The organism is Streptomyces sp. MB09-01 (genome assembly GCF_033794505.1).
Taxonomy (GTDB): Bacteria; Actinomycetota; Actinomycetes; order Streptomycetales; family Streptomycetaceae; genus Streptomyces.
In genome coordinates this window covers 15,795-36,080 of sequence record NZ_JARAYQ010000060.1, presented here as the reverse complement: position 1 = coordinate 36,080, position 20,286 = coordinate 15,795, and the positions used below count along the sequence as shown (strand labels likewise).

21 protein-coding genes are annotated in these 20,286 nt (G+C 69.8%); 11 read left to right on the top strand and 10 right to left on the bottom strand.

The genetic code is table 11. The annotated features are described in order from the left end of the window. The 4 genes from PV721_RS15330 to PV721_RS15315 form a co-directional block, all read left to right on the top strand. Positions 1 to 514: Hsp70 family protein (locus PV721_RS15330; RefSeq protein ID WP_319724345.1), on the top strand; the 514-nt coding region annotated here is incomplete at its 5' end. Between the two features lie 47 nt (positions 515 to 561). Next, entirely contained in the window at positions 562 to 1,134 is a 573-nt protein-coding gene (gene grpE / locus PV721_RS15325; RefSeq protein WP_319724343.1) for a nucleotide exchange factor GrpE, read from the top strand. Between the two features lie 178 nt (positions 1,135 to 1,312). Continuing rightward, complete coding sequence (locus PV721_RS15320) at positions 1,313 to 2,818, top strand: hypothetical protein (protein WP_319724341.1); 1,506 nt, start codon at positions 1,313 to 1,315, stop codon at positions 2,816 to 2,818. Continuing rightward, entirely contained in the window at positions 2,796 to 3,173 is a 378-nt protein-coding gene (locus tag PV721_RS15315; protein ID WP_319724339.1) for a hypothetical protein, read from the top strand. Before PV721_RS15320 ends, PV721_RS15315 begins: the two co-directional genes overlap by 23 nt. Positions 3,174 to 3,531: 358 nt before the next feature. Here PV721_RS15315 and PV721_RS15310 read toward each other — a convergent pair whose 3' ends face one another. The 6 genes from PV721_RS15310 to PV721_RS15285 all read right to left on the bottom strand — a co-directional run bounded on the left by PV721_RS15310 (position 3,532) and on the right by PV721_RS15285 (position 10,041). Next, positions 3,532 to 4,398 carry an AraC family transcriptional regulator gene (locus PV721_RS15310; RefSeq protein WP_319724337.1) on the bottom strand — a complete coding sequence of 289 codons (867 nt, stop codon included), beginning with the start codon at positions 4,396 to 4,398 and terminating at the stop codon, positions 3,532 to 3,534. 62 nt (positions 4,399 to 4,460) lie between these two features. After that, entirely contained in the window at positions 4,461 to 5,273 is an 813-nt protein-coding gene (locus PV721_RS15305) for a phytanoyl-CoA dioxygenase family protein (protein ID WP_319724335.1), read from the bottom strand. 964 nt (positions 5,274 to 6,237) lie between these two features. Beyond that, on the bottom strand, positions 6,238 to 6,795 hold the full coding sequence (locus PV721_RS15300) for a hypothetical protein (protein ID WP_319724351.1): 558 nt from the start codon (positions 6,793 to 6,795) through the stop codon (positions 6,238 to 6,240). 611 nt (positions 6,796 to 7,406) lie between these two features. Beyond that, positions 7,407 to 8,399 (bottom strand): DUF4344 domain-containing metallopeptidase, encoded by a 993-nt coding sequence (locus PV721_RS15295; protein ID WP_319724334.1) that lies wholly within the window; start codon positions 8,397 to 8,399, stop codon positions 7,407 to 7,409. Between the two features lie 435 nt (positions 8,400 to 8,834). Further along, a complete protein-coding gene (locus PV721_RS15290; RefSeq protein ID WP_319724333.1) occupies positions 8,835 to 9,722 on the bottom strand; it encodes a hypothetical protein in 888 nt (295 codons plus the stop codon). Positions 9,723 to 9,855: 133 nt separating this feature from the next. Then, positions 9,856 to 10,041, bottom strand: coding sequence for a hypothetical protein (locus tag PV721_RS15285; RefSeq protein WP_319724331.1), 186 nt, complete (start codon positions 10,039 to 10,041; stop codon positions 9,856 to 9,858). 31 nt (positions 10,042 to 10,072) lie between these two features. Between PV721_RS15285 and PV721_RS15280 the strand changes: the two genes are divergently transcribed. After that, positions 10,073 to 11,017 (top strand): hypothetical protein, encoded by a 945-nt coding sequence (locus PV721_RS15280; protein WP_319724330.1) that lies wholly within the window; start codon positions 10,073 to 10,075, stop codon positions 11,015 to 11,017. 145 nt (positions 11,018 to 11,162) lie between these two features. Here PV721_RS15280 and PV721_RS15275 read toward each other — a convergent pair whose 3' ends face one another. Further along, complete coding sequence (locus PV721_RS15275) at positions 11,163 to 11,789, bottom strand: NADPH-dependent F420 reductase (RefSeq protein WP_319724328.1); 627 nt, start codon at positions 11,787 to 11,789, stop codon at positions 11,163 to 11,165. Positions 11,790 to 11,946: 157 nt separating this feature from the next. On the opposite strand from PV721_RS15275, the gene PV721_RS15270 reads away from it, so the two are divergent. Further along, a complete protein-coding gene (locus PV721_RS15270) occupies positions 11,947 to 12,258 on the top strand; it encodes a helix-turn-helix domain-containing protein (protein ID WP_319724326.1) in 312 nt (103 codons plus the stop codon). Between the two features lie 228 nt (positions 12,259 to 12,486). On the opposite strand, the gene PV721_RS15265 is transcribed toward PV721_RS15270, so the two are convergent. Then, positions 12,487 to 13,206: a leucine-rich repeat domain-containing protein gene (locus PV721_RS15265; RefSeq protein WP_319724324.1), complete on the bottom strand. Its 720-nt coding sequence runs from the start codon at positions 13,204 to 13,206 to the stop codon at positions 12,487 to 12,489. Positions 13,207 to 13,557: 351 nt separating this feature from the next. Next, positions 13,558 to 14,136, bottom strand: a complete 579-nt coding sequence (locus PV721_RS15260) for a dihydrofolate reductase family protein (RefSeq protein ID WP_319724322.1) — start codon at positions 14,134 to 14,136, stop codon at positions 13,558 to 13,560. Positions 14,137 to 14,405: 269 nt separating this feature from the next. Here PV721_RS15260 and PV721_RS43915 point away from each other — a divergent pair, with 269 nt between their 5' ends. The 4 genes from PV721_RS43915 (at position 14,406) to PV721_RS43910 (ending at position 18,365) form a co-directional block, all read left to right on the top strand. Beyond that, positions 14,406 to 14,597, top strand: a complete 192-nt coding sequence (locus tag PV721_RS43915) for a DUF4259 domain-containing protein (RefSeq protein ID WP_416371106.1) — start codon at positions 14,406 to 14,408, stop codon at positions 14,595 to 14,597. Between the two features lie 225 nt (positions 14,598 to 14,822). Then, the gene (locus tag PV721_RS15255; protein WP_319724320.1) at positions 14,823 to 15,494 is read left to right on the top strand and encodes a hypothetical protein; all 672 of its coding nucleotides are present in this window, start codon (positions 14,823 to 14,825) and stop codon (positions 15,492 to 15,494) included. 603 nt (positions 15,495 to 16,097) lie between these two features. Next, positions 16,098 to 17,231: an NmrA family NAD(P)-binding protein gene (locus PV721_RS15250; RefSeq protein WP_319724349.1), complete on the top strand. Its 1,134-nt coding sequence runs from the start codon at positions 16,098 to 16,100 to the stop codon at positions 17,229 to 17,231. Positions 17,232 to 17,270: 39 nt separating this feature from the next. After that, the gene (locus tag PV721_RS43910; protein WP_416371105.1) at positions 17,271 to 18,365 is read left to right on the top strand and encodes an LLM class flavin-dependent oxidoreductase; all 1,095 of its coding nucleotides are present in this window, start codon (positions 17,271 to 17,273) and stop codon (positions 18,363 to 18,365) included. On the opposite strand, the gene PV721_RS15240 is transcribed toward PV721_RS43910, so the two are convergent. Continuing rightward, positions 18,280 to 18,864: a TetR/AcrR family transcriptional regulator gene (locus PV721_RS15240; RefSeq protein WP_319724315.1), complete on the bottom strand. Its 585-nt coding sequence runs from the start codon at positions 18,862 to 18,864 to the stop codon at positions 18,280 to 18,282. The genes PV721_RS43910 and PV721_RS15240 overlap by 86 nt on opposite strands. A gap of 109 nt (positions 18,865 to 18,973) precedes the next feature. Here PV721_RS15240 and PV721_RS15235 point away from each other — a divergent pair, with 109 nt between their 5' ends. Further along, on the top strand, positions 18,974 to 19,855 hold the full coding sequence (locus PV721_RS15235; RefSeq protein WP_319724313.1) for an NAD(P)-dependent oxidoreductase: 882 nt from the start codon (positions 18,974 to 18,976) through the stop codon (positions 19,853 to 19,855). Positions 19,856 to 20,286 lie beyond the last annotated feature (431 nt).

Here is a 20,286-nt window from a genome sequence, read left to right as displayed (position 1 = left end):
CTCCTTCGACATCGACGCGAACGGCATCATGCACGTGACCGCGAAGGACCTCGGCACGGGCAAGGAGCAGAAGATGACCGTCACCGGCGGCTCCTCGCTGCCCCGCCAGGACATCGACCGCATGGTCCGCGAGGCCGAGCAGCACGCCGAGGAGGACCGCCGCCGCAAGGAGGAGGCCGAGACCCGCAACAGCGCCGAACAGCTCGTCTACCAGACCGAGAAGCTGCTGCGTGACCACGAGGCCAAGATCCCGGCCGACCTCAAGGCCGAGACCGAGACCGCGATCGCCGAGCTGAAGGAGAAGCTCAAGAGCCAGGACACGGCGGCCATCCGCACGGCGACGGAGCGCGCCAGCACCGTCGCGCAGAAGATCGGCACCGCCCTCTACGACGCCCAAAGTGACGCCGCAGGCACTGGCGGCCCGGCAACCGGCGCTACCTCGTCCGGCACGGATGAGGATGTCGTCGACGCCGAGATCGTCGACGACGAGAGCCCGAAGGGAGACACCCGATGAGCTCACCAACGTCTTCCAACGGACCGCGAAAGCAGACAGCCCCCATCGTGATCAGGGACAAGCGACGCATCGACCCCGTCACCCTCGAGCTCCGGGCAGCCGACAGCAGCCTTCCCGAGCACGGCCAGACCGGCGGCGGTGAACACCGAGCGCCCGGCGGCGCTTCTGCGGCCGGGAGCACCGCCGCGCAGGCACAGCTCGCCGAACGCACCGCCGACCTGCAGCGCCTGAAGGCGGAATACGACAACTACCGCAAGCGGGTGCAGCGTGACCGCCTCGCGATACGGGAAATCGCCGTCGCCAACGTCCTGGGCGGGCTCCTGCCCGTCCTGGACGCCATCGACCAGGCCCGCGAGTACGGCGATGTCGATCCCGGCCTGCGAGCGGTCGCCGACGCGCTGGAAACCCAGCTCGCCGCGCTCGGCCTCCAGGAAGTCGGGACCCCGGGAGAACTCTTCAACCCCACCTGTCACGAAGCGATCTCCTACCGGCAGTCCGGCGAGGTCGACCAGCCGACCTGCACCACCGTGCACCGGCCCGGCTACCGCGTCGGAGACCACCTCCTGCGCCCGGCCCAGGTCACGGTGAGCGAACCGCCCGACCAATCAGAGCCCGGCTAGGTGAAAGAGCTGCAACAGCCACTGCGGGAAGCCGCCTCCGGACGGGCCCGGACCACCCCCCCCGTGGCGCTGTCGACCGCTCGGCGTTGTCGATGGCCACGTCAACAGGGTCAAAACGCTGGACCCCTACTCACGGGTCCCAGGAACCTCAGGCACCTGGTCATACGTCGTATCGGGCATGATCGTCATACCTGATGCCCGGCTGGCTGACTTGTACGCGCAGTGGTCCCGGGTCGGTGCCCACACCGCTCCGGCCGAGGCGGAGCCGCTCGTGCTCGACTGTGTGCGCCGACTTGCCGCGGAACCCGGTGGTGAGTCGGTGCATGTGTGGGTGGCGGGGCTTGCCGAGATGGTCCGCTACCTCGCCTGGCGGCCGCGGCCCGAGACGGCGCGCGCCGCTGTCGCCGCGCTCGTGGCCGCTGCGTCGGCGCTGGACGCGACTGACTGCGGACACCAGGCGCATCCGTACGAGGAGGAGCTGGAGCACCTCTCCGAGGACTCCTGGGGATCGGTGGGGGCCTGCGCCTCCTACCTGATCGGGGAGCACCCCGAACATCCCCGGCCGGATGACGCGTCGTGCCCGCGGAATGTCGCGGGCATTGCACGCGTCACGGCCGATGTGATCGCGCCGTTCTCGGCATCCGGGATACCCGAGGCGGTCCCTCAGGAACATGCCCAGTCGGTGCGGGATCTGAAGGAGATCCTCAACGACCATCCCATCATCGAGCCCGCTCCCGAGATCGAGTCCAACACGGGCTACCTGTCCGACCGTCCCACCCGGGGCGCGCTGGCGGGGTACATCCTCACGCAGCATGTGACGGCCCCGTACGCCGTCCACCGGATCACCCTGCGTCCGGTCTTCGACGCGATGATCGAAGGTCTGGAGCGGGCGCTCGGGCTGCTCGGCGATGCGGGCGGCTGTGCGCACGCGGACGGCGAGCACCCCGACGAGGACGACCTGTACTACGAGTCGGTGGCCGAGATCGGCTTCCACGTGCGCAGCCCCGGCGGGCGGGCCGAGCTCACCGGATGGCTGGACGAGCCGGCCGACGCATGGGTGTGCCCGGACTACCTGCGGAGCCTCGCCGAGGACGCGCTGGGTTCATTGCGTTCTGCGCACGAGGAACTGTTCGCCGTACGCGACACCAGCGGACTGGACGCCGCGTTCGTACGGCCCGATGGGCACCTGGACATCGGGGCGCTGACGCAGACGTTCGTCGACGCCGACGACCTCGACGCTTCCGGTGTTGCGGGCCACAACGCGGGCCTGTGGGCGGCACGCCGGCACGCCGAGGCCACCGACCCGCACGAGCGGCTCGTCCTGCTTCACCTCGCCCTGTGGGCTGCCTCCGTATTCGACCTGCCGTACGGAGTGGGGCGCGAGGTGCGCGCCCTGCTGCGGGGTGTCGACCCCGAGCCGCTCGACCACGACTGCCCGCACGGTGACGCCCATCCTGACGCGGAGCTGCGGGAGTCGGGGTACCTGCGCACGGCGTTCAAGGCGCACCTCGATCACCTCTACGCCCCGGCGGAGTTCGCGGCGCCGGAAGGCGCGTACCCCGTCGACGTGTGGGCGTGTGCGAACCTGCTCGCCGACTGGGCGCGGGACCCGATCGTCGCGATGGACGAGCGCTACGAGGAGATGGACGAGGAGGATGACGATGACGGATCGATCTTCTGCTGAGCGGGCGTCCGAACTGGTCGACGCCTGGGACGAGATGCGGGAGTACGTCGACCACGAGCCCCAGACGTACGAGCGGCTCGCCGACGACGGGAGGCCTTGGACGGACCCCAGGCCGCGCGATGCATGGCTGTGCCCGCGCAACGTCGCCGGGCACGCGCGCGTGGTGATGGAGTCGCCGCGGCCCGGCGACACCACCGAAGCCCTGTGGGTGGGCATGCACCTGACGAGCGCCCGCGGCCGCGCGGCCTACGAGAAGTGGCCCGAGCCCTGGGCACCGCCCCTCGACACCGCCCTGTGCCCGGCGTTCGTCGCGGCCACGGCCCGCGACTCCCTGAGACGGCTGAGGAACGACTGATGACCTACGAACAACTGGTCGCGCCTGGTGGCCGATGCGGCGCGGGCCGTGCGACGGGAACGAGTGGGGCAGAGCTGCGACCATCCGGAACATCCATGCGATGAACGGTGGGAGGACCTCGCCGACACGCTCCCGGACACAGCGCCGGCGGACGCCGGTCCTCCGAGCGGCACGGGTCGTGTCTGAAGAACCCGCCGCCACTGGAGCCCCTGTTGTGCCCGGCGTCCACGGCCTCGGTCGCCCGGGACGCCTTGGCCCGACTGGGAGCGAGGCGCACCGGGCCGGAGCGAGGAGGGGCGCAAGAGGCGCCCCCGAAGCACTCGCACGCGCCTGCCCGGTGGCATGAGTGCCGCTGTGTTCAGCCGTGCTCGGGCTCCACCGGGAGCCACAGTTCGGCGTGGGCCTCGGTCTTCTCCGGGGACAGGAGGATGCGCACGATCTCAGGACCGGTGCGGGTGCGGTACGGGTTCGACGGGAACCACTCGCTGAACACGTCCCGCCACAGCTCCTGGATGGCCTGCGGTGCCGGCCCGGAGGTGGTGAAGACCGCCCAGGTGCCGGCCGGGACGGCCAACGTGGTCGTGCCTGCCGGAGCGGCCGCGGAAGTGATCACGCCGTGGTGGTAGTCGAGTTCAGTGCCCTCGGCCCGGCTGGGGTCCACGTCGTCACAGACCGCGACGATGCCGTGCGGCTCTTGGTCCGACAGCTTCTCCAGGCGCTCCAGGGTCCGACGGTCGATCGCACGGACAAAGTCCGTGATCGCCTGGTTCGGACCGGCGTGCACCAGCGGCACCCGGGTCTTGAGCCCGACGACGGTGAAGTCCGCCCTGTCCACGACGCGGTAGCGCATACTGCTGCGCCCTTCGATGGTGAGGCGGAAGGCCATCCGGGACTGGGAGTTGAGTGCGGCGCCGGTGCGCCGGGCCTCACCTGGTCCGATGCCGTGCATGGCACGGAACGCCCGCGCGAACGCCTCGCCGGAGCTGTACCCGTAGCGCACCGCGATCTCCAGCAGCGTGTCACGTCCCGCGAGTACTTCGGCGCCCGCGAGGGTGAGCCGGCGGCGCCGGACGTACTCCGACAGCGGCATGCCCGCGAGCGCGGAGAACATCCGACGCAGGTGGTGCTCCGAAGTGGCCGCGATGCGGGCCAGCTCCTCCACGTCGACGGCCTGGTCGAGCCGGCACTCGATGTGCTCCATGGCCTGGTTCAGCCGCTCCAGCATGCCCGCCCTCCTGCCTCTTCCCTCTCCACGACCACCTAGCCGACGATAGCCGTGAAGCACGTCTACCCGGCGCTGCGGTCGGTGCCGTCCCCGTCCGGATCGGGGGTATCACGTGCCAGGCCCCGGCGGATCGCGATCTCCACGGGCGAGTACGCGCCGTCGGCCCGCTCCAGTTCGTACGGCGCCGCAGGCATCAGCGGCGGCTGGGCCATGAAGCGCGGCCGCACCCCATGGTGCGGCTGCGCCGCGTGCACCAGGAACGGATGGCACAGGAAGACGTCGCCCGGGGACCCGGTGGCAAGGGCGAGCGGCCGGTGGTCGGACGCCGCCACCAGATCGGGGGCGAGGGTCCGCGCGCTCGCCCCGTCCTCCCCGTACTTCTCCAGCACCTGCGGCACGTCGAGGTGTGAGCCGACCCGGATCCGGGTCGGGGCGTCCTCCTCCCCGACTTCGCTGAACAGGAACAGCATCAGCAGCGCCCGGCCCTGGGAGCGTAGATTCGTGAAGTACCAGCTCTCGCCCTCCGGCAGGTAGCTCCCCTCGATGTGCCAGCCCGCGTCGTCGGGCTCCTCGTCGTGCGGGAAGCGCAGCGGGAACGTGCCCAGCGAGTAGCGCGGCTCCCAGCGTCCCTCGCCGACGAGCAGGTCGTACGCGTGCTGCAGGGAAGGGGAGTTGGGTGCGGCGGCGAACGGTCCCTGCGCCATGCCGCCCACCCAGTGCACGGGCTGCGTCCAGGTCGCCGGGTCGTCCGGGTCGCAGCCCGTCTCCCGCCACAGCAGCCGCGCGCAGTCCGCGGCCACGCGCGGCGCGACGGCGCCCTCCAACTTCACGAAGCCGTCGCGGAGGAAACGGGATACCAAGGTCGTGTCGTCCATGCCCCCATCGTGCGGCGACACCGGCCCCGATCACCCGACATTCTCAGCACCGCCTTTGTCGGGTATGTGGTCTCCGGTCACGCTGCCCGCTTGAGCTCGTGCCCGGAGGTGGGGTGCGTCGGGCGTCTGCTGGTCGATCCGGCTTGTGAGGGAGCGAGACCGTTGAAACCTGTCTCGGCTATGCCCCGGCATGCCGGGCGGAGCCGTGCCCGAGAGCATGTGGCCAGGCCGCGCACTCCTCACAGGCGGCCCCGAGCGGTCAGCGGCAGCCTCCCGGCGGGCACGGGTTGTAGCAGCCGCCCGGGGGACAGCCGCCCTTCCTGCCTGGCTGACTGTCCCGCCGGGGCTCACCACCGCTGCTCCCGCTCCCGCTGCTGGATGTTCCGCTGCGGCCGTCATCGGCCGGAGTTCTGCTGACGACCCGGCTCGGTACTCAGCCCAGGACTCCTCGTCCCCGGACCGACGATCAGGATCAGGAGAGCGGCGGTGCAACCGATCCGAAGGCCCTTCCCTTTCCGGGTGGGGGTGCCTGGGCCGGGGGTACCCGGCCCGGCCGGTCCCGCTATGGCGCTGCTGCGCCGGTCCGGGCGCCAGCCGCCCGGCGAGACCGGCTCGACCGCGCGAGGGCTCGGGAGCGGACGGACCGCAGCCGCCGGGAAGCCGTGCTGGTGACATCCGTTCTGAACGTTCGCGCGACGGTTACGGCAGGGCCGGCCCTGCTTGGTGGGTCGCCCGCACCGGAGCATGTCGTCAGGCACTGGGTGTCCTCAAGTGGTGGTCGAGTACGGGCGGGAGCGGCCGGGTCCGATGGCGTCGTCCCGTCGTCCCGTCGGCGTGTCGGGAACGGCGCAGCGGCGACCTGCGGAGCCGAGGACGGGCCGGAGCCTATCGCGGGAACACCTCGGAGCGCTGTCCGTCCGAACGAACGGCTTCCGTCCCCAGTCCCTGCCAGCGGTGTGCTCGGTCAGCTGCCCCGCAGCAGTTCCCCTGGAGTGCGGGCTCGGCCGGCCAGGGTTGCGTGTCGTCCGCCGTCCAGCAGCTCGGCGAGATCCTGCCGGGTCGCCGCGATGATCACCCGGTCGTCCGGTGAGAGGACGTAGCCGGGGTGAAGGCCGAAGAGCAGACCGACCGCTGACGTGGCCCCGGCCGTCGAGGCTGATGCCACGTAGGTCGGGGCGCCGGCCGACCGGGCGGTGATGTCCGGCGTGGGGATGGCGAGGTGACACTGCGGCTGTGCACTGACGCTCGGGTCGGCACTGGTGGAGGCGGCGGCCTCGTGGCACCGGGCGCAGGAGTTCCGCGCGCAGGCGCAAGCCGCCTTGCCGGCGGCCGTGCTGCTGCGGGAGGCAGGCGGACCGGCGGGCGCCCCCGCGCCCTGCACGGCGGCCGCGCGTACCACGTGGGCGGTGCGTACGCCGGGCCGCGGCCTGCCGCACCCGTTTCCGGTGTACCCCGTACGCCGCCGGGCCCGGGCCACGCTCCGGAGCTGCCGGGTCCTGCCGTTCGCGCTGCGCCCCGACATGGAGCCCCGCCTCATGGCAACGCCGCACACGCGTCCCTCCCCGCCTGGTGAACCGTTCGCGGAAGCGCTCGGGGACGCAGCGCAGACCGCGGCGACGGTTGCGCCTGTGAGGTCGTGACGGACGCGGTCCGCCGCGCCATGCAGAACGCCTACGGGCCAGGAGGCGGAGCTCGGCGAGGACGCCGGGGCGCGCGTTCATGCCGTAGACGGGCGGATGACCACCGCTGTCCGTCACACTGTCGCTGGCAACATCGCCCTCGCGAAGACTGCAGGCCTCAACCGCTGGGCGGGCCTGGTGCGCCGGCGGTGACTGCCAGAAGGCTTGTGCGATGACGATCTGGGGGTCTGCTCTGCCGGTCGGCGCTCTCCACGATAGAGCGCCGGCCGAGGCTGAAGGGGCGTGTTCCGCCAGCACCGGCCAGCGGGGTTCGGCGTGCTCGCTGTGTCCGAGCGGCCAGAACGACGAGCGGGGCGTCCCCGAAGGAAAGGGACTCGCCCGGCTCCAGGTGCCCGCGCACGCCGATTCCGGTGGGCGGAACGAGGCGCTGCCGGGGCCGGGCTGCTTGCGGGGCGGACGCCTGCAGAGCCGCTCAGGCCCGTGCCGGACGGGCTCATTGACCGCTGCGGATCTCGTCGATGCGCTTCGCCAGAGCCTTCGTCTCCGCGATCAGCCGCGCGTGCGCCTCCTTCTGCTCCTGGTCGCCCGGGGCCCTGAACGTCGCGCTGAAGTGGGGTCGGAGCTGGGTCCACCAGCCGTAGTCCAGCATCGCCCACGCCTGTGGGCAGAGAGGGGCGCGGGTCTTCGGGAGATAGCCGCTGTCGACCAGGGACTGCTGGTACTTCTTCGGGTCGCTGCCCTCCAGGTAGCACAGGAAGTTGAAGGCCCGTTGCTGGGTGACGGGATGGTCGCTCGCCAAGCCTTCCAAGGTGGGCTGGCCTTCCTTGCGGGCGACCTCGTCGAAGAGGATCGCGGCGGCCAGCGACGGGCCCGGCCCGACCTGGTTGACGGTGTAGAAGGATGCGAAGCCGTCAGCCGCGTCCTCTTCGAGGCCGAGGTTGGCCAGGAGGAGCTGACGTTGCAGTGCGTGGCCCATCTCGTGGCCGAAGATGAATTCGGTCGACAGCACGGTCAGGTCGTCGGCGTTGTACTCGGACGCGGGGAACGGGGCGGGCCGTTCGACGGTCTTCACGACGTCGACGAGGGCCTTCTCGATTTCAGTCAGGAACGACGGTGGGATGAAGATGGTCCTGCCGTCGGGCTGGGTGACGGCGTCGGTGACCCCGGGTGGCACGTCGGCGGTGACCTTCACGACCATGTCGTGCGGGAGAGTGAGTGCTCTGTTCACCCAGTCGGCCGATCGCTCCAGCACACGGGACTTCCGGATCAGTGCCATGGCCTCCCGGTCCTCCGGTTCGACCGTTTGGGCCTCGTAGACGACCGTGACCCTTCCGGAGCGCGCCGCCTGGGGGTGGGGTCCTGCTCCGGGCCTCTGCCCGGTGTCGCGGGCTTCGCCGCTGCACCCGGTCGCCACGACCCCGGCGAGGACCAGCACGCCTGACAGGAGGATGCGCGCCCCCTTCGAGCAACCGGCGGTCTTCGGCATTCTTGGTGGCTCCCGTCGCGTGTTCCCGCACTGATCCTCCGGCCGTCCGGCGGCGGGTGCCCGTCGAGCCGCCCGTTCGGGGGACCGTTCGCCCGCCGGGGCCCAGAGCCTCGGCGACGGCCCGCCGGTGGCGGACGAATGGTGCTGACGAAAGCGGTGATCTGAACATGCAGGCCACTCGCCCGGGACGACTTCCAGACCGGCGGGGGTCAGAACGGTGGGCTGCTTGTCGGAACGGTGACGACCAGACCCGCGCCCTCTACGTCGTCTCACCTGGCTCACCAGGGAAGACGACGCTCTCGTCTCAAACGTGGCACCGTCCGGACGTCATCCGTCAGTTCATGCCGTCGCACCACCGATTGCGGGCGGTTGGGAGACGTGGCGGGGTCAGGGCACGTTCCACTGGCCCGTATTCGGAGAGAAGCCGCGGACCAATCACCGTGACCGGGTCCGGCCGCCGCCCACCGGCCGGACCCGAGAAGCGCGCGGATGCGGCTCCACCCCCTCCCAAGCGACATCGCTCAGCTCACCCCGCACGCGGGGCTTCGACCAGCAGGATGATCCCGACGTGAACAGGCCCCGGCCGGCTACAGGCGGTGCCGGCCAAGGGTGTGACCACTGGGCGGGAGCCCGTTCGGTGATGCCGGTGGTCAGGCGCGTCGACGCCCGCGTCTGCGGTGGCGCGTAACACCGGTCTGGGCGAGGTCTTGGGTGCCGCCCTTCATGGTGTGCCCGGCCGCAGCCTGGGCAGGTGTGGACGGCGCCGCTGCGGGGGCGGCCGCGGCAGTGTCGTTCTCGGGCACCGGCGTGCCCTGGGCAGCCTGGGTCTGCGGGGCGGGGGTGGCTGGTGTGCTGCGTGGGCCGGCTCCCGGCCTTGGCGGGTGCGGGCACGCCGTCGAGGGCGACGGCGACGGTGGCGGAGCCGCCGCCGGACTCGACCACCTTCACCTCGACCTGGTGGGCGGCGTCGGTCAGGGTCATGATCACGTCGGCGTCGCCCTTGCCCTCGGTCGGGTCGACGAGCCGAGAGCCGTTGTAATTGCCCTCGGGCACCCGGTAGGCGTGCACACCCTCGTTGGCGGCGTCGAGGGTGCCGTCGTCGTCATCGCGGTAGATGGGGTCCTCGTGGCGGTACTCCACGACGAGACGGTCCTTGCCCAGCGGTATCTCGAGGACGCGGACACCGCCGGGCTTGCCGCCGTAGGGCGGGCTGAGCTGGAAGGTGGAGGACTTCTTCACCGTGACGGCCGGGCCGCCGGGCAGCCAGCCCCGGCCGATGAGTTCCGGTGCGGCGAACCCGACGCCGCTGCCTCCGCCGCCCATGGCCCTGTACGGGCGCGCTTGTGCATGGGGGGATCCTTCAAGATCGGTGGAACGTTGCGAAGGTGGAGAGTCCGCCCGACTCCACCCTTCCCGCCGCATTGCCGATCCTTTACCGAAGGTCCGGCAGCCCCGGTCACCCCGGCGCGGACGCGCCGTCGGTGGGACCGCCGGCGAGGCGTCCGTCGAACAGCGCCCCGTCGTAGCGGAAGCCGAACGAGGAGGAGCTGTAGTAGTGGTGGTTGGTGCCGATGTCGGTGGTTGTGCTCGCCCGTCCCGAGGTGCTCGTCGCGGCCGGACCTGGCTGGTTCCAACGGGTCACCGAAGCAGCCACGGCCACCGCGCCCGCTCCGGTGCTGCGGGACGTCGGGCGCGATCCCCGCCGCTGGCCCGCCTGGTGGTGGGCGCTACTCGTCGGGCTCGGTATGACGGGCGCCGGACTCGGCGCCGCGGCGATCACGCTCGGGCCGGTGCTGCTCTGGTACGACCGCGACTACCTCGGCATGACGCTGCACGAACTGCATGCCGCCAACCACCACCTCGTGCTCCAGCACGACCGGATCACGATGGCCGGCACGATGGTAGCGATCGGCGTCCTCTACACCGGCCTCGCCGTGGGAGGGATCAGACGCGGCTGGCCCTGGGCCCGCGAGGTGTATCTGCTCTCGGGGGCGATCGGCTTCCCCACGTTGCTCTACTTCCTGGCCACCGGCTTCGTGGAACCCCTGCACACGGCCACCACCATCGCGCTGTTCCCGATGTTCGTGGCCGCAGTCCGTCGGACCCCGCACACACCGCGGTGGCGCCCGGCGCCCGAAGGGCCGGAGCCGGAGCGCCGACGGGCGTTGGTCGGCCAGTTGCTGCTGATCGTCACGGGAGCGGGGCTGTTCGTCGGCGGAGCGGTGATCTCAGTGGTCGGTCTGACCGGTGTCTTCGTGCCAACCGACCTGGCCTTCCTGGGCGCCAGCACGCAGACCCTGGAAACCGCTAACCCCCGGCTTGTGCCGTTCGTCGCCCATGATCGGGCGGGGTTCGGCGGTGCCCTGATGGCTGCCGCGGTGGCCATCATTCTGCTCAGCGCCTGGGGCTGGCGGCAGGGTGAAGCCTGGGTGTTCTGGACCCTGGCCGCGGCGGAGGCCGCCGGCTTCCTGCCAGCTGCCGTGGTACACGGCGCGATCCACTACACCGACTTCCTCCACCTCGCTCCGGTCTACTTCGGCATCGTCATGACCGGCACCGGCCTGTTGCTCGCGCGTCCGTACCTCTGTGCCAAGGCGCAAGCGCGGCCAAGGGACTGACCGGGCCGCCCCGGCGAGCGCTCCACCATGCGCATGGGCAGAGCTCGCAGGCGCACTCGAGGGCTGCTGGGCAGGCGGAGCTGCCGACCCGGGCTCAAGCCTCTGGCACGCCTGGTGTTCCCGCGAACGCAGACCTGACCCCCGATCAGCCCCGCGCGTGCTCCACGAGCGGCAGCACCGTGCGCGGGTCACCGCCCGCGAACCACACCCCGATCACGAACGCGGCGGTTGCTTCCACGTAACCGGCCCGGTCCAGGCCGCCCGCGTCCAGAGGGATCGCCCCCAAGTCCGTCACCAGCGCGCGCACCAGATCCAGGGCGCCGGCGTCGTCCCCGCACAGCGGTACCGCCAGGCCGTCCGGGTACCGGGCCCACACCTCGGCGGCACACACGTTGAACGCCTTGATCACGTGCGCGTCTGGCGCCGCGTCCGCGATCCGGCGGGCCGCGGACGGACCGCCGTCCGTGGTGAGCATGAGCCCGCCTGGCCCTGGCACGATCGGGTTCGAGCAGTCGATCACGGCCCGTCCCGCGAGCGCGTCGGCCAGGGGCGCGACCACGTCGAGCATCGCGGTGTGCGGAAGCGCGGCGAGCACTGCGTCTCCGTGTGCGGCGGCCTCGGCGAAGGTGCCCGCGCGGGCCCCGAGCCGGGCAGCGAGATCCGTCGCCTTGTCCGCGTCGCGCGCTGCGACCACAATGTCGTGCCCGGCCTTCGCCCAGCCCGCGCCGAGAGCCTCGGCCATGGCGCCCGCACCCAAAATTCCGATTCGCATATCGATCCCCGTTGTTTGACCTGTCGGTTCGTTCGAGTGAATCTAGGCTGGCCGAAAGGAACCGTTCGGTTCCCGCCGGGGGACCATAATTGGGGGAGTGGTGGGAAGAAACGGCGAGTATCTGGCGGACTGTCGGGCGCGTGTGGGCTTCGACTTGTTGACCAATCGGTGGAACAGCGTGGTCGTGTTCGCGCTCGGGGACGGCCCGATGCGGCCGGGGCGACTGCGCGCGGCCATCGGCGGGATCAGCGCCAAGGTACTCAACGAGACGCTGCGCCGCCTCGAGTACGACGGGCTCGTCACGCGGCGGGCCTACGCGGAGGCGCCCCCGCGCGTCGAGTACGAACTCACCGACCTGGGCCACAGCTTCATGGTCCCGATCCGCGCGATGGGCGCGTGGTCGGCGGAACACGGCCATCGCGTCCTAGAGGCCCAGGACCGCGCCGACGAGGCGTCAGCCACGGAGTAGGCGGTGTGGGCATGCAGTCATCCTGTCGGTTGTCCCGGCTCCGGTTGCGGCAGGCTGCGACCCGTCGTGATCCACTTCTCCGATCGGCCCGTCCTCTCGTCGAGTCCCTACGGCAGATCACCCAAGACGATCATTCGATCTGATCATGGCGAATCCGCCCGCGTTCCCACCCCGGCCACACGGCTGCGCTGACGGGCCTGCGGTGTGAGAGGCCGTGTGGTGTGTCGTTCACGTCAAGACGACGCATCCCTGTCGCTCCAGTGTGTTCAGTAGCGGCAGGGAGGCATCGATCTCGTTCCATCGCAGATCCAGCTTCTCCAGCGATGGCATCAGGGTGAGCCAGTCCGGCAGCTGGCTGAGGCGGTTGCTCCGCAGGTCGATCTGACGGAGTCGGGGGAGGCCGGCCAGCGAGTGCGGCAGCTCGGCCACGGAGTTCTCGCGCAAGTCCAGGTGACGCAGTTCGTGCAGTTGGGCGGTCGACGGCGGCAGGTGCTCGATCGCATTCCCTCGGAGCCAGAGCTCACGCAGGTTGCGGAGTCGGCCGATGCTGTCTGGCAGTGTGGTGAGCCGGTTGTGCTGTGCTCTGAACTCGATGAGGCTGCTCATATTCCCGATGGCCTCCGGCAGGGAGGTGAGGGAGTTCTCGCCGACGTTGAGATAGCGCAGCTGTGTCAGGTTTCCCAGGAAATGTGGAAGCCGTGTCAGCTGGTTGTCGTGCAAGTAGAGACAGTCGCTGAGCCCGGTCAGGCTGCCCAGTTCATCGGGCACCGACGTGAGCGCGTTGTGGCCAAGGTCCAGGGTATTCAGCCGCTGCAGCTGACCGATCCCTGGCGCGAGGGCTGTGAGTCCGTTGTCCGCGAGGATCAGCACGCGGAGCTCGGTCTGGTGCCAGACGGACTCGGGCACCTCTCCGAGCTCTTGACGCCAAAGGTTCAGTGTGTGCCTCACGACCTTGCCCCCTCTGGTAGCGGCATTGCACCCAGGTTCTCATCCAGGACTTCAGGGAAGGCAGCAAGCTCGGACCGAGATCAACCAGCCGTGCGTGTTGAGGGCGTTCGCGAGTGCCGGCGTTTGGTAACCCCCTGACCGCCGCATCGCCGACACCGAGCACGGCACCCTCGTCTTCGCCGGGCCATCGACCGTGCCGGTATTGCCGCCACACGTCCGTTTCAACGCCGGCGGGTCGCCCCCCCCCGGCTGCCGAGTGCGGGGCATGTCCGTCGCCTGGCCGCCCAGAGCCGCGCCTGGCTCTGCCGGGTCTTCTGGTCGGAGCGTCGTTTGGGCGGCTGCCGATCGCTGCTAGGCCTTGCCGGCTGCGGGGGGCGTGAGCTGGTGGCGAAGCAGCGTGCTGCGACCGTCGAAGGAGCGTGTGCCGACCAGCTCCAGTTCCGTGCGCTGCGAGGCGGCGGGAAACGTCGGCCGTCCTCCGCCCAGGAGCACCGGGTGCGTGACCACGTGATATTCGTCGATGACCCGGTGTGCGGTGAGGTGGGCTGCCAGTTCGGCACCGCCGAAGAGTACGAGGTCCTGGCCGGACTCCTTCAGGCCGTTGATCTGCTCGGCGACGTTGTCGGAGATGATCTGGGCGTTGAAGCCGGCTGTCGTGAGCGTGCGGGAGACCACCACCTTGGGTGCAGCGCGCCACAGGGGAGCGAAGGCAAGGTCGTGGGGGTCCTGCGAGTACTGCTCGGCCTTGGGCCAGAACCCGGACATCAGCTCCCAGACCTTGCGACCGTACAGGAACACCGTTCCTTCAGGGGTCAGTTCGCGTGAGTAAGCGGAGAGCTGCGGTCCCATGGCGGGCCAGTCGAATTCTCCGTCGGGTCCTTCGATGTAGCCGTCGAGGGACTGGTGTACGAGGTGGATGAGCTTTCCCATCGGGCACAGGATCCTTAGCTCTGAGGCTTTGACGGCCGTATCGATACCTTGCCGGGGCTGTGGCGGGCGCTGGCCCCGATGGTCTGGGAGGCTATGTTGCCTTTACTGATGCGTCAATCAACTTTCGGGTCCAGGAGGGTGTTTCGCCTGCTCACGGACTTCAATTGTTGCAATGGGAATGCCGGTGAACGCAATCAGGCAAGACCTGGACGCACATGAGGCGGTAGCCGTCGGGTGCCCCGCCCCGCCGGTGGGGCAGGCGCTTGGGGGTGGAGCCAGGCTGGCAGCTCAGAGCGCTTGCCATCGATGCCCTGGACAAAGTGGTCAGCAAGGTGTCTGAAGTGGCTGAACTGTGGGACGAAGCCCCGGACGGACTCACGTGGCGGCGGGACATCCTCCGTCTCCGCAACGTTCTCGCTTTCCCAATCCCGCCACAAGAGGAGGCTCTGTTCACCTTCTGATGTTGGCGACGCACGGTTTACGAACCCCAGAACCTGAGCCACAACCCTTCAACCGACAGCGTTTGTTCGTGGTTTCAGGAGGCGTTCAGTGATCACCGGCACTCCGCGACCGCCTCCGTGGGCTGGGCTCCGCTTGATCATCATCGGGGGCAGCCGCCAGGATCATCTGACGATGTGACAGCCTGATGGGTTGGTCCGATGAGCCAGGGGGAACGGGGAGTGCAGTTGAGGTCCAGCATTGGTTCGAGGGCGGCTGTTCTGATGGCGCTGGCGGTCTTCGCTGCCGCCTGTGGAGGTGGCGGCTCCGATTCCGTCGGGGAGAAGCCGCCGATCACGGACAAGCCGGCGCCAGGCGCAGGAGAGGGTTCGGAGAAGTCGAAGGGTGGCAAGGTGGACTTCGACACGGTGTTCAACACCAAAGAGCGGATCCAGCAGGCGCTCCCTGACCCGGAGTCGATGAAGGGCTGGAAGTCGAAGACCGGCCGCGCGGACATCGAGGAACAGCCCAAGTCCGCGGCGGAGTGCGGTCCGGACACGCATTGGGACTGCAGCGGCATCGCGCACGGCTCGACCAAATTCGAGGAGGTAGGCGAGACCGTTCTCTTCAAGATCCAAGCCTACGCCGACAAGAAGGCCGCCGAGGCCGCGTGCCGCAAGGAGAAGGACTGGTCGGCCAAATACACCAAGGCGGAGGCGGCCCCCGTCCCCGGCGTCGAGAGTCACACGTACTACCGCAACGCCGGCAACTTGGACGGCCTCGACCTCTCCATGTGCCTGGGGACGGTCATCGCCCAGGTAAGGCTGGAAGGGGGAGGCAGCTCCCTGGACCCGGCCACCGCCCACTCCTTGGCCCAGCTCTTCGTCCCCCGTATCCAGAGGGCTGCCGCAGCCTCCTGACCCACGCTGAGGGTGCACGAGTGGATCGGTGTCCGCCGTCACGTGCTGGCGGCGGACACCAACAGGCGGAGCTCCTGGAGAGTCCGTCCTCGCCGGCTGCCCCGAGCTGGACGCCCTCACGCGACACGTCCGCTCCTTCGGCCAGATGCTCACCCAACGCCAGGGCCCGGTGCAGAATCCCGTTGATAACCCGCCGGTGATTCCCGCCACCGGCCGCAACGACCGTTACTGAATGGCAGGAACGGCGGAAGCCGCTCCCGCCTCGGTCGGTTCACCCCGCCCATGACCGCGTGAACGACTGGGCAATGGAGTAGTCACGTGATCAGCTGGACAGCGACAACCTTGCCGGCCTCGGCCACCGGGGCCGCGTGGTCATCGTTCAGAAGGGCTGACAGCACTTGGTGCGCGGCCCGCGAGCCAGACGGCGACCCGCTTCTGCAACTCGCGGTCGGAGCTGTCCCTCCGCGACGCGAACCATTCCAACTGCCGCAGGATGTTCTCCGAGTGGTCCGGGTGGCCCACCGCGACCACGTCGACGCCCCTCTCACCCGTCGAGCAACTGATGTACACGCTGCTGTCGAGCGCCATCATGCCGAAGCCCGGATGGCCCGCGCGGATGCCGAGGAACGCCGATGCAGCCCCCCGGCCCATGATGTCCCAGCGTTCCAGGAGCCGGACCTTGGTCCAGACTGCCGGTGCGGCACGGCGGCCGTGGCGCAGGTCCTGCAAGAAGGCGCCGTGTGTACGGGTGCCCTCTGGAAGCAGGACGAGGAACTCGCGCCGCTGGTCGCAGAGGCCCGAGGAAACAGCCAGGTCATACCAGTCCTCGTTGAGACGCCCGACAAGCCGTGGGGTCTCGTACCGGTGAGAGAAGCCACCGACGATGTCCTCGGGACCATATCCGTAGACGAACGGCATCGTGCCGTCCGGCACGGCGTTCGGGATCACCTCAATGCCGGCCCGCCGCAGTGGCCGATACATCTTGCGGAGGACGTCGACTCCCTGACCGCCGCGGCCGAGGGCGCCTGGGACCTGTTCAGCGTCCAGCCCACCGTCGGCTCGCCCGGCACCACGCCGGACTTCACCGCCGAGGACGAGGTGCGCTGGGGTGTGAACGTCGCCGAGGCCGCGCACGCCGCCGGCATCGGGCACTTCGTCTTCACCTCCGTAGCCGGCGCGGACCGACACCTTGAGGAGGAGCTTCCGGTGAATCTGGTCAGTAAGTGGCGGATCGAGCAGCACATCGCCGCGCTCGGCCTGCCCGCGACGATCCTTAGGCCCGTGTCCTTCATGGAGAACTTCACCGGCGGATACGCGCTGCGGAACGGAATCCTGTCCACCGGGCTCGCGCCGGAGGTCCCCCAGCAGATCATGGCCGTCGACGATGTCGGCGCCGTGGCCGCTCTGGCGTTCTCCCGGCCGGAGGAGTGGATCGGCCGGGAGGTCCCCCTGGCGGGGGACGAACTCACGCCGGTTCAGATCGCCGCGGCCATCGGGAAGGCGCTCGGACCACCGCTGCCCTACGTGCAGGTCCCGATCGACGCGATCCGGGCCCTGAGCGAAGACTTCGCCTACGCCAACGAGTGGCTCAACGCACGCGGCTACCGCGCGGACATTCCCGCCACCCGGAAGATCCACCCCACTGCGATGGACTTCGGCACCTGGCTGGAGCGAACCGGCGCGTCCCGGATCGCCGCGTTTCTGGACTCCACGCGCACCGCAGGGCAGGACGCGTGAGCCCCGCACCCACGGCCTCGGACGCATCGGGATCTGGGCGTGGGACTTCGACCATTTCTCCGCCCCCGAGGTTCGCAACGCCGCCGCCGTATCGAGGACCTCTGCTACGGCACCCTGTGGTTCCCCGAGATCACGGGACGGGAGGCCATGGCGCAGGCCGCGATCCTCCTGACGGCCACCCGGCACATCACCGTGGCCGCCGGCATGACCCACATCTACGCCCGCGACCCGGTCCCGGCCGCCGCCGGGCAGCGCACCCTGGAGGAGGCGTACCCCGGCCGGTTCCTGCTTGGCCTGTGGGACGGCCACCCCAGCCTGGTCGAGGACATCCGCAGCCACCGCTTCGGCCCGCCCCCGGCCACCATGCGTTCCTACCCCGACGCGCTGGACACCGCCCCGTTCGGGCCTCCCGACACGGCTGCCTTACCCCACCGCGTACTCGCCGCCCTGGATCCCGGCATGCTCGCCCTGGCCGCCGAACGCGCTCGGGGCGCAACGGTGCTGGGCATGCCCGTCGAGTACACCCGCGCCACCAGAAACGTCCTCGGAGACGACGGCCTATTGGCCATCACCCAGCTGTGCGTGCTCAGCCGCGACCGTGCGGACACCGCCGATCTCGCCCGCACCACGGCCGCGACCGCCCTGCCGAACCGCCGCGAACCGCCGCGAGGGCTCGGATACGAGAACCCGGACGCGCTCGACGATCGGCTGGTCGACGCGCTGGTGGCCCACGGCCGTGCCGAGTACGTCGCTCACCGCCTCCAAGACCACTTCGACGCCGGAGCCGACCACGTCAGCCTCAACGTCCCAGTGCGGTCCAGCGCCGGTTCCCCGACCTGCGTTTCGGCGTCCGCCGCGGTGTGGGGCCGGGTACGACGGGCAGCACGATGTCCAGGTATGCGCTCATGTCCAGCTCGAACCTGCCGTCAGGTGTCCGGGGTGGCAGACGGGGCGCAGCACGGCCTTGGGGAGCGGTACAGGCTCCTTCTTCTGGGGCGTGGCCCACGGTGCCACGCCCCGGAAGAGCCGAAAGGAGGACGGGCTGTCCCTAGCGGGGTGCGTAGACCTCGTACGAGCGTACAAGACGGGCCAGTTGCCGGCCTGTCGCCTGCAGTGGTTCCTCGCTGCGGTTGACCTGGGCGGTGACTTCGGCACCTTCCAAGGCGCCGATGACGGTGATCGCCACTTCCCGGGCACTCCGGGAGGGGAAGCCGCAGCGCAGCAACTTTTCGAAGAACAACTGCTCCCAGCTGCGCAGTGCATCGGCGCACGCCTGCTGGATCTCTGAGTCGGTGCCGAGCGTCTCCAGGGCTGCCGCCGTGACGGGGCAGCCGTCGATCCAGCCCGACTTGCGCAGTTCCTCGGCGAGTTGTTCGGCACAGGCCATCACTGCCTCCGCCGGGTCTTCGACGCTGTCCAGTGCCTTTTGGAGGAGCGTCGCGAATTCCTCGTTGCTGTGCTTGATCGCAGCCACGGCGACGGCCTCCTTGCCCCCCGGGAAGAAGTGGTAGACGGAGCCGAGGGTGGCTTGTGCCTCTTGGGCGATCTGCTTGATGCCCGTGCCGACGTAGCCCTGCCGCTGCATGAGTCGCGATGCGGCGACGACGATCCGGTCCCGTGTGCTGGTCTGCATGAAGCCACCGTATCGGTCAACTGAGTAGAGCGTTCGTTCCAGAGCTGTGATACGTTCCCGCCATGCTCTAAATAGAGCGTTCGTTTTAGTGAGGGGTGGAGATCTCGTCATGAGCAGCAGCACACAGTCGGTCACCGTCATTGGGCTCGGCCCCATGGGTCAGGCCATGGCCGCGGCCTTCCTGGATCACGGGTATGCGGTCACCGTGTGGAACCGCACCGCGTCTCGCGCGGATGACCTGGTGGCCCGCGGCGCGGTCCTCGCGCCGAGCGTCGAGGAGGCTCTGGCCGCGAACGAGGTGGTGATCCTCAGTCTCACGGACTACGCGGCGATGTACGACGTGCTGGAGCCCACCGCGACGGCGCTGGCCGGCCGGGTTCTGGTCAATCTCAGCTCTGATACCCCTGAGCAGGCCCGGGCCGCCGCCCGCTGGGCGGTCGAGCGCGGCGCCGTGCAGCTCACCGGAGGCATCACGGTGCCTCCCTCCGGGGTGGGGCAGTCCGCATCGTCCACCTTCTACAGCGGCCCGCGCGAGGTGTTCGACAAGCACCGGCTGGTGCTCGAAGTCGTGACCGGTCGGACCGACTACCGGGGCGAGGACCCGGGACTTGCCGCGCTCTTCTACCAGCTCGGCATGGTCATGTTCTGGACCTCCATGCTGAGCTACTGGCAGGCGATCGCCCTCGCCCGCGCGAATGGTCTGGCAGCGGCCGACATCCTGCAGCACGCCACCGACACCGCGAACTCGCTTCCCGGGTTCTTCGCCTTCTACGCCGAGCGCATCGATGCCGGAAGACACCTCGGCGACGTAGACCGCCTGGCCATGGGGATGGCCAGCGTCGAGCACGTCCTGCACACCAACGCCGATGCGGGCGTCGACACCGCCCTTCCGACCGCGGTTGCCCGCCTCTTCCGGCGCGGCATGGACGCCGGCCACGCCGCGGACAGTTTCTCCAGCCTGGTGGAGTTGTTGAAGAAGGCCGAGGCATAACTGCACCCGCCTGACGAGGGATTGAAGCCGGCCACGCGGCGGCATGCGGGCCGGTCGCGGCATGGAAGTGGGGAACAAGGGTGGGCTCCCGGACCGGTTCGGGCGTTCACGATCCAGGCGTAGCCGGTGCCGGCCATGCGCTCTTCGAGGCGCGCCGCCAGCGCGTGGCGGGGAGCGCGGGGAGGCTTCGAGCCGCCCCGCTCGGGAAGGCCCTATCTGGTCACACTGCTGGCTTCGCGTTCCGGCTGGCCGTGGCGCTGTGGCGGGAAGCGTGCGACCGCGGCCGGAGCGCGGTGGTCCGCGGGGAAGTCCTCGGGGTCCTGGAGGCCGCGGCCCGGTTCGGCCGGGGATTTCGGCCTGACCGCGCCAGCGCAACCACGCTCCGCGGGCCGCTTCAACATCCTTCGCAGCGCCGCGAGCTCGTCCCTGCG

Bases quoted from the DNA above. Each gene is read 5' to 3' on its own strand.
- PV721_RS15320 (WP_319724341.1), top strand. From the start codon at position 1,313: ATGATCGTCATACCTGATGCCCGGCTGGCTGACTTGTACGCGCAGTGG.
- PV721_RS15260 (WP_319724322.1), bottom strand. From the start codon at position 14,136: ATGGGAAAGCTCATCCACCTCGTACACCAGTCCCTCGACGGCTACATC.
- PV721_RS15290 (WP_319724333.1), bottom strand. From the start codon at position 9,722: ATGGGCGGCGGAGGCAGCGGCGTCGGGTTCGCCGCACCGGAACTCATC.
- PV721_RS15315 (WP_319724339.1), top strand. From the start codon at position 2,796: ATGACGGATCGATCTTCTGCTGAGCGGGCGTCCGAACTGGTCGACGCC.
- PV721_RS15305 (WP_319724335.1), bottom strand. From the start codon at position 5,273: ATGGACGACACGACCTTGGTATCCCGTTTCCTCCGCGACGGCTTCGTG.
- PV721_RS15295 (WP_319724334.1), bottom strand. From the start codon at position 8,399: ATGCCGAAGACCGCCGGTTGCTCGAAGGGGGCGCGCATCCTCCTGTCA.
- PV721_RS15250 (WP_319724349.1), top strand. From the start codon at position 16,098: ATGGCCCGCGCGGATGCCGAGGAACGCCGATGCAGCCCCCCGGCCCAT.
- PV721_RS15275 (WP_319724328.1), bottom strand. From the start codon at position 11,789: ATGCGAATCGGAATTTTGGGTGCGGGCGCCATGGCCGAGGCTCTCGGC.
- PV721_RS15235 (WP_319724313.1), top strand. From the start codon at position 18,974: ATGAGCAGCAGCACACAGTCGGTCACCGTCATTGGGCTCGGCCCCATG.
- PV721_RS15240 (WP_319724315.1), bottom strand. From the start codon at position 18,864: ATGCAGACCAGCACACGGGACCGGATCGTCGTCGCCGCATCGCGACTC.
- PV721_RS15300 (WP_319724351.1), bottom strand. From the start codon at position 6,795: ATGTCGGGGCGCAGCGCGAACGGCAGGACCCGGCAGCTCCGGAGCGTG.
- PV721_RS15310 (WP_319724337.1), bottom strand. From the start codon at position 4,398: ATGCTGGAGCGGCTGAACCAGGCCATGGAGCACATCGAGTGCCGGCTC.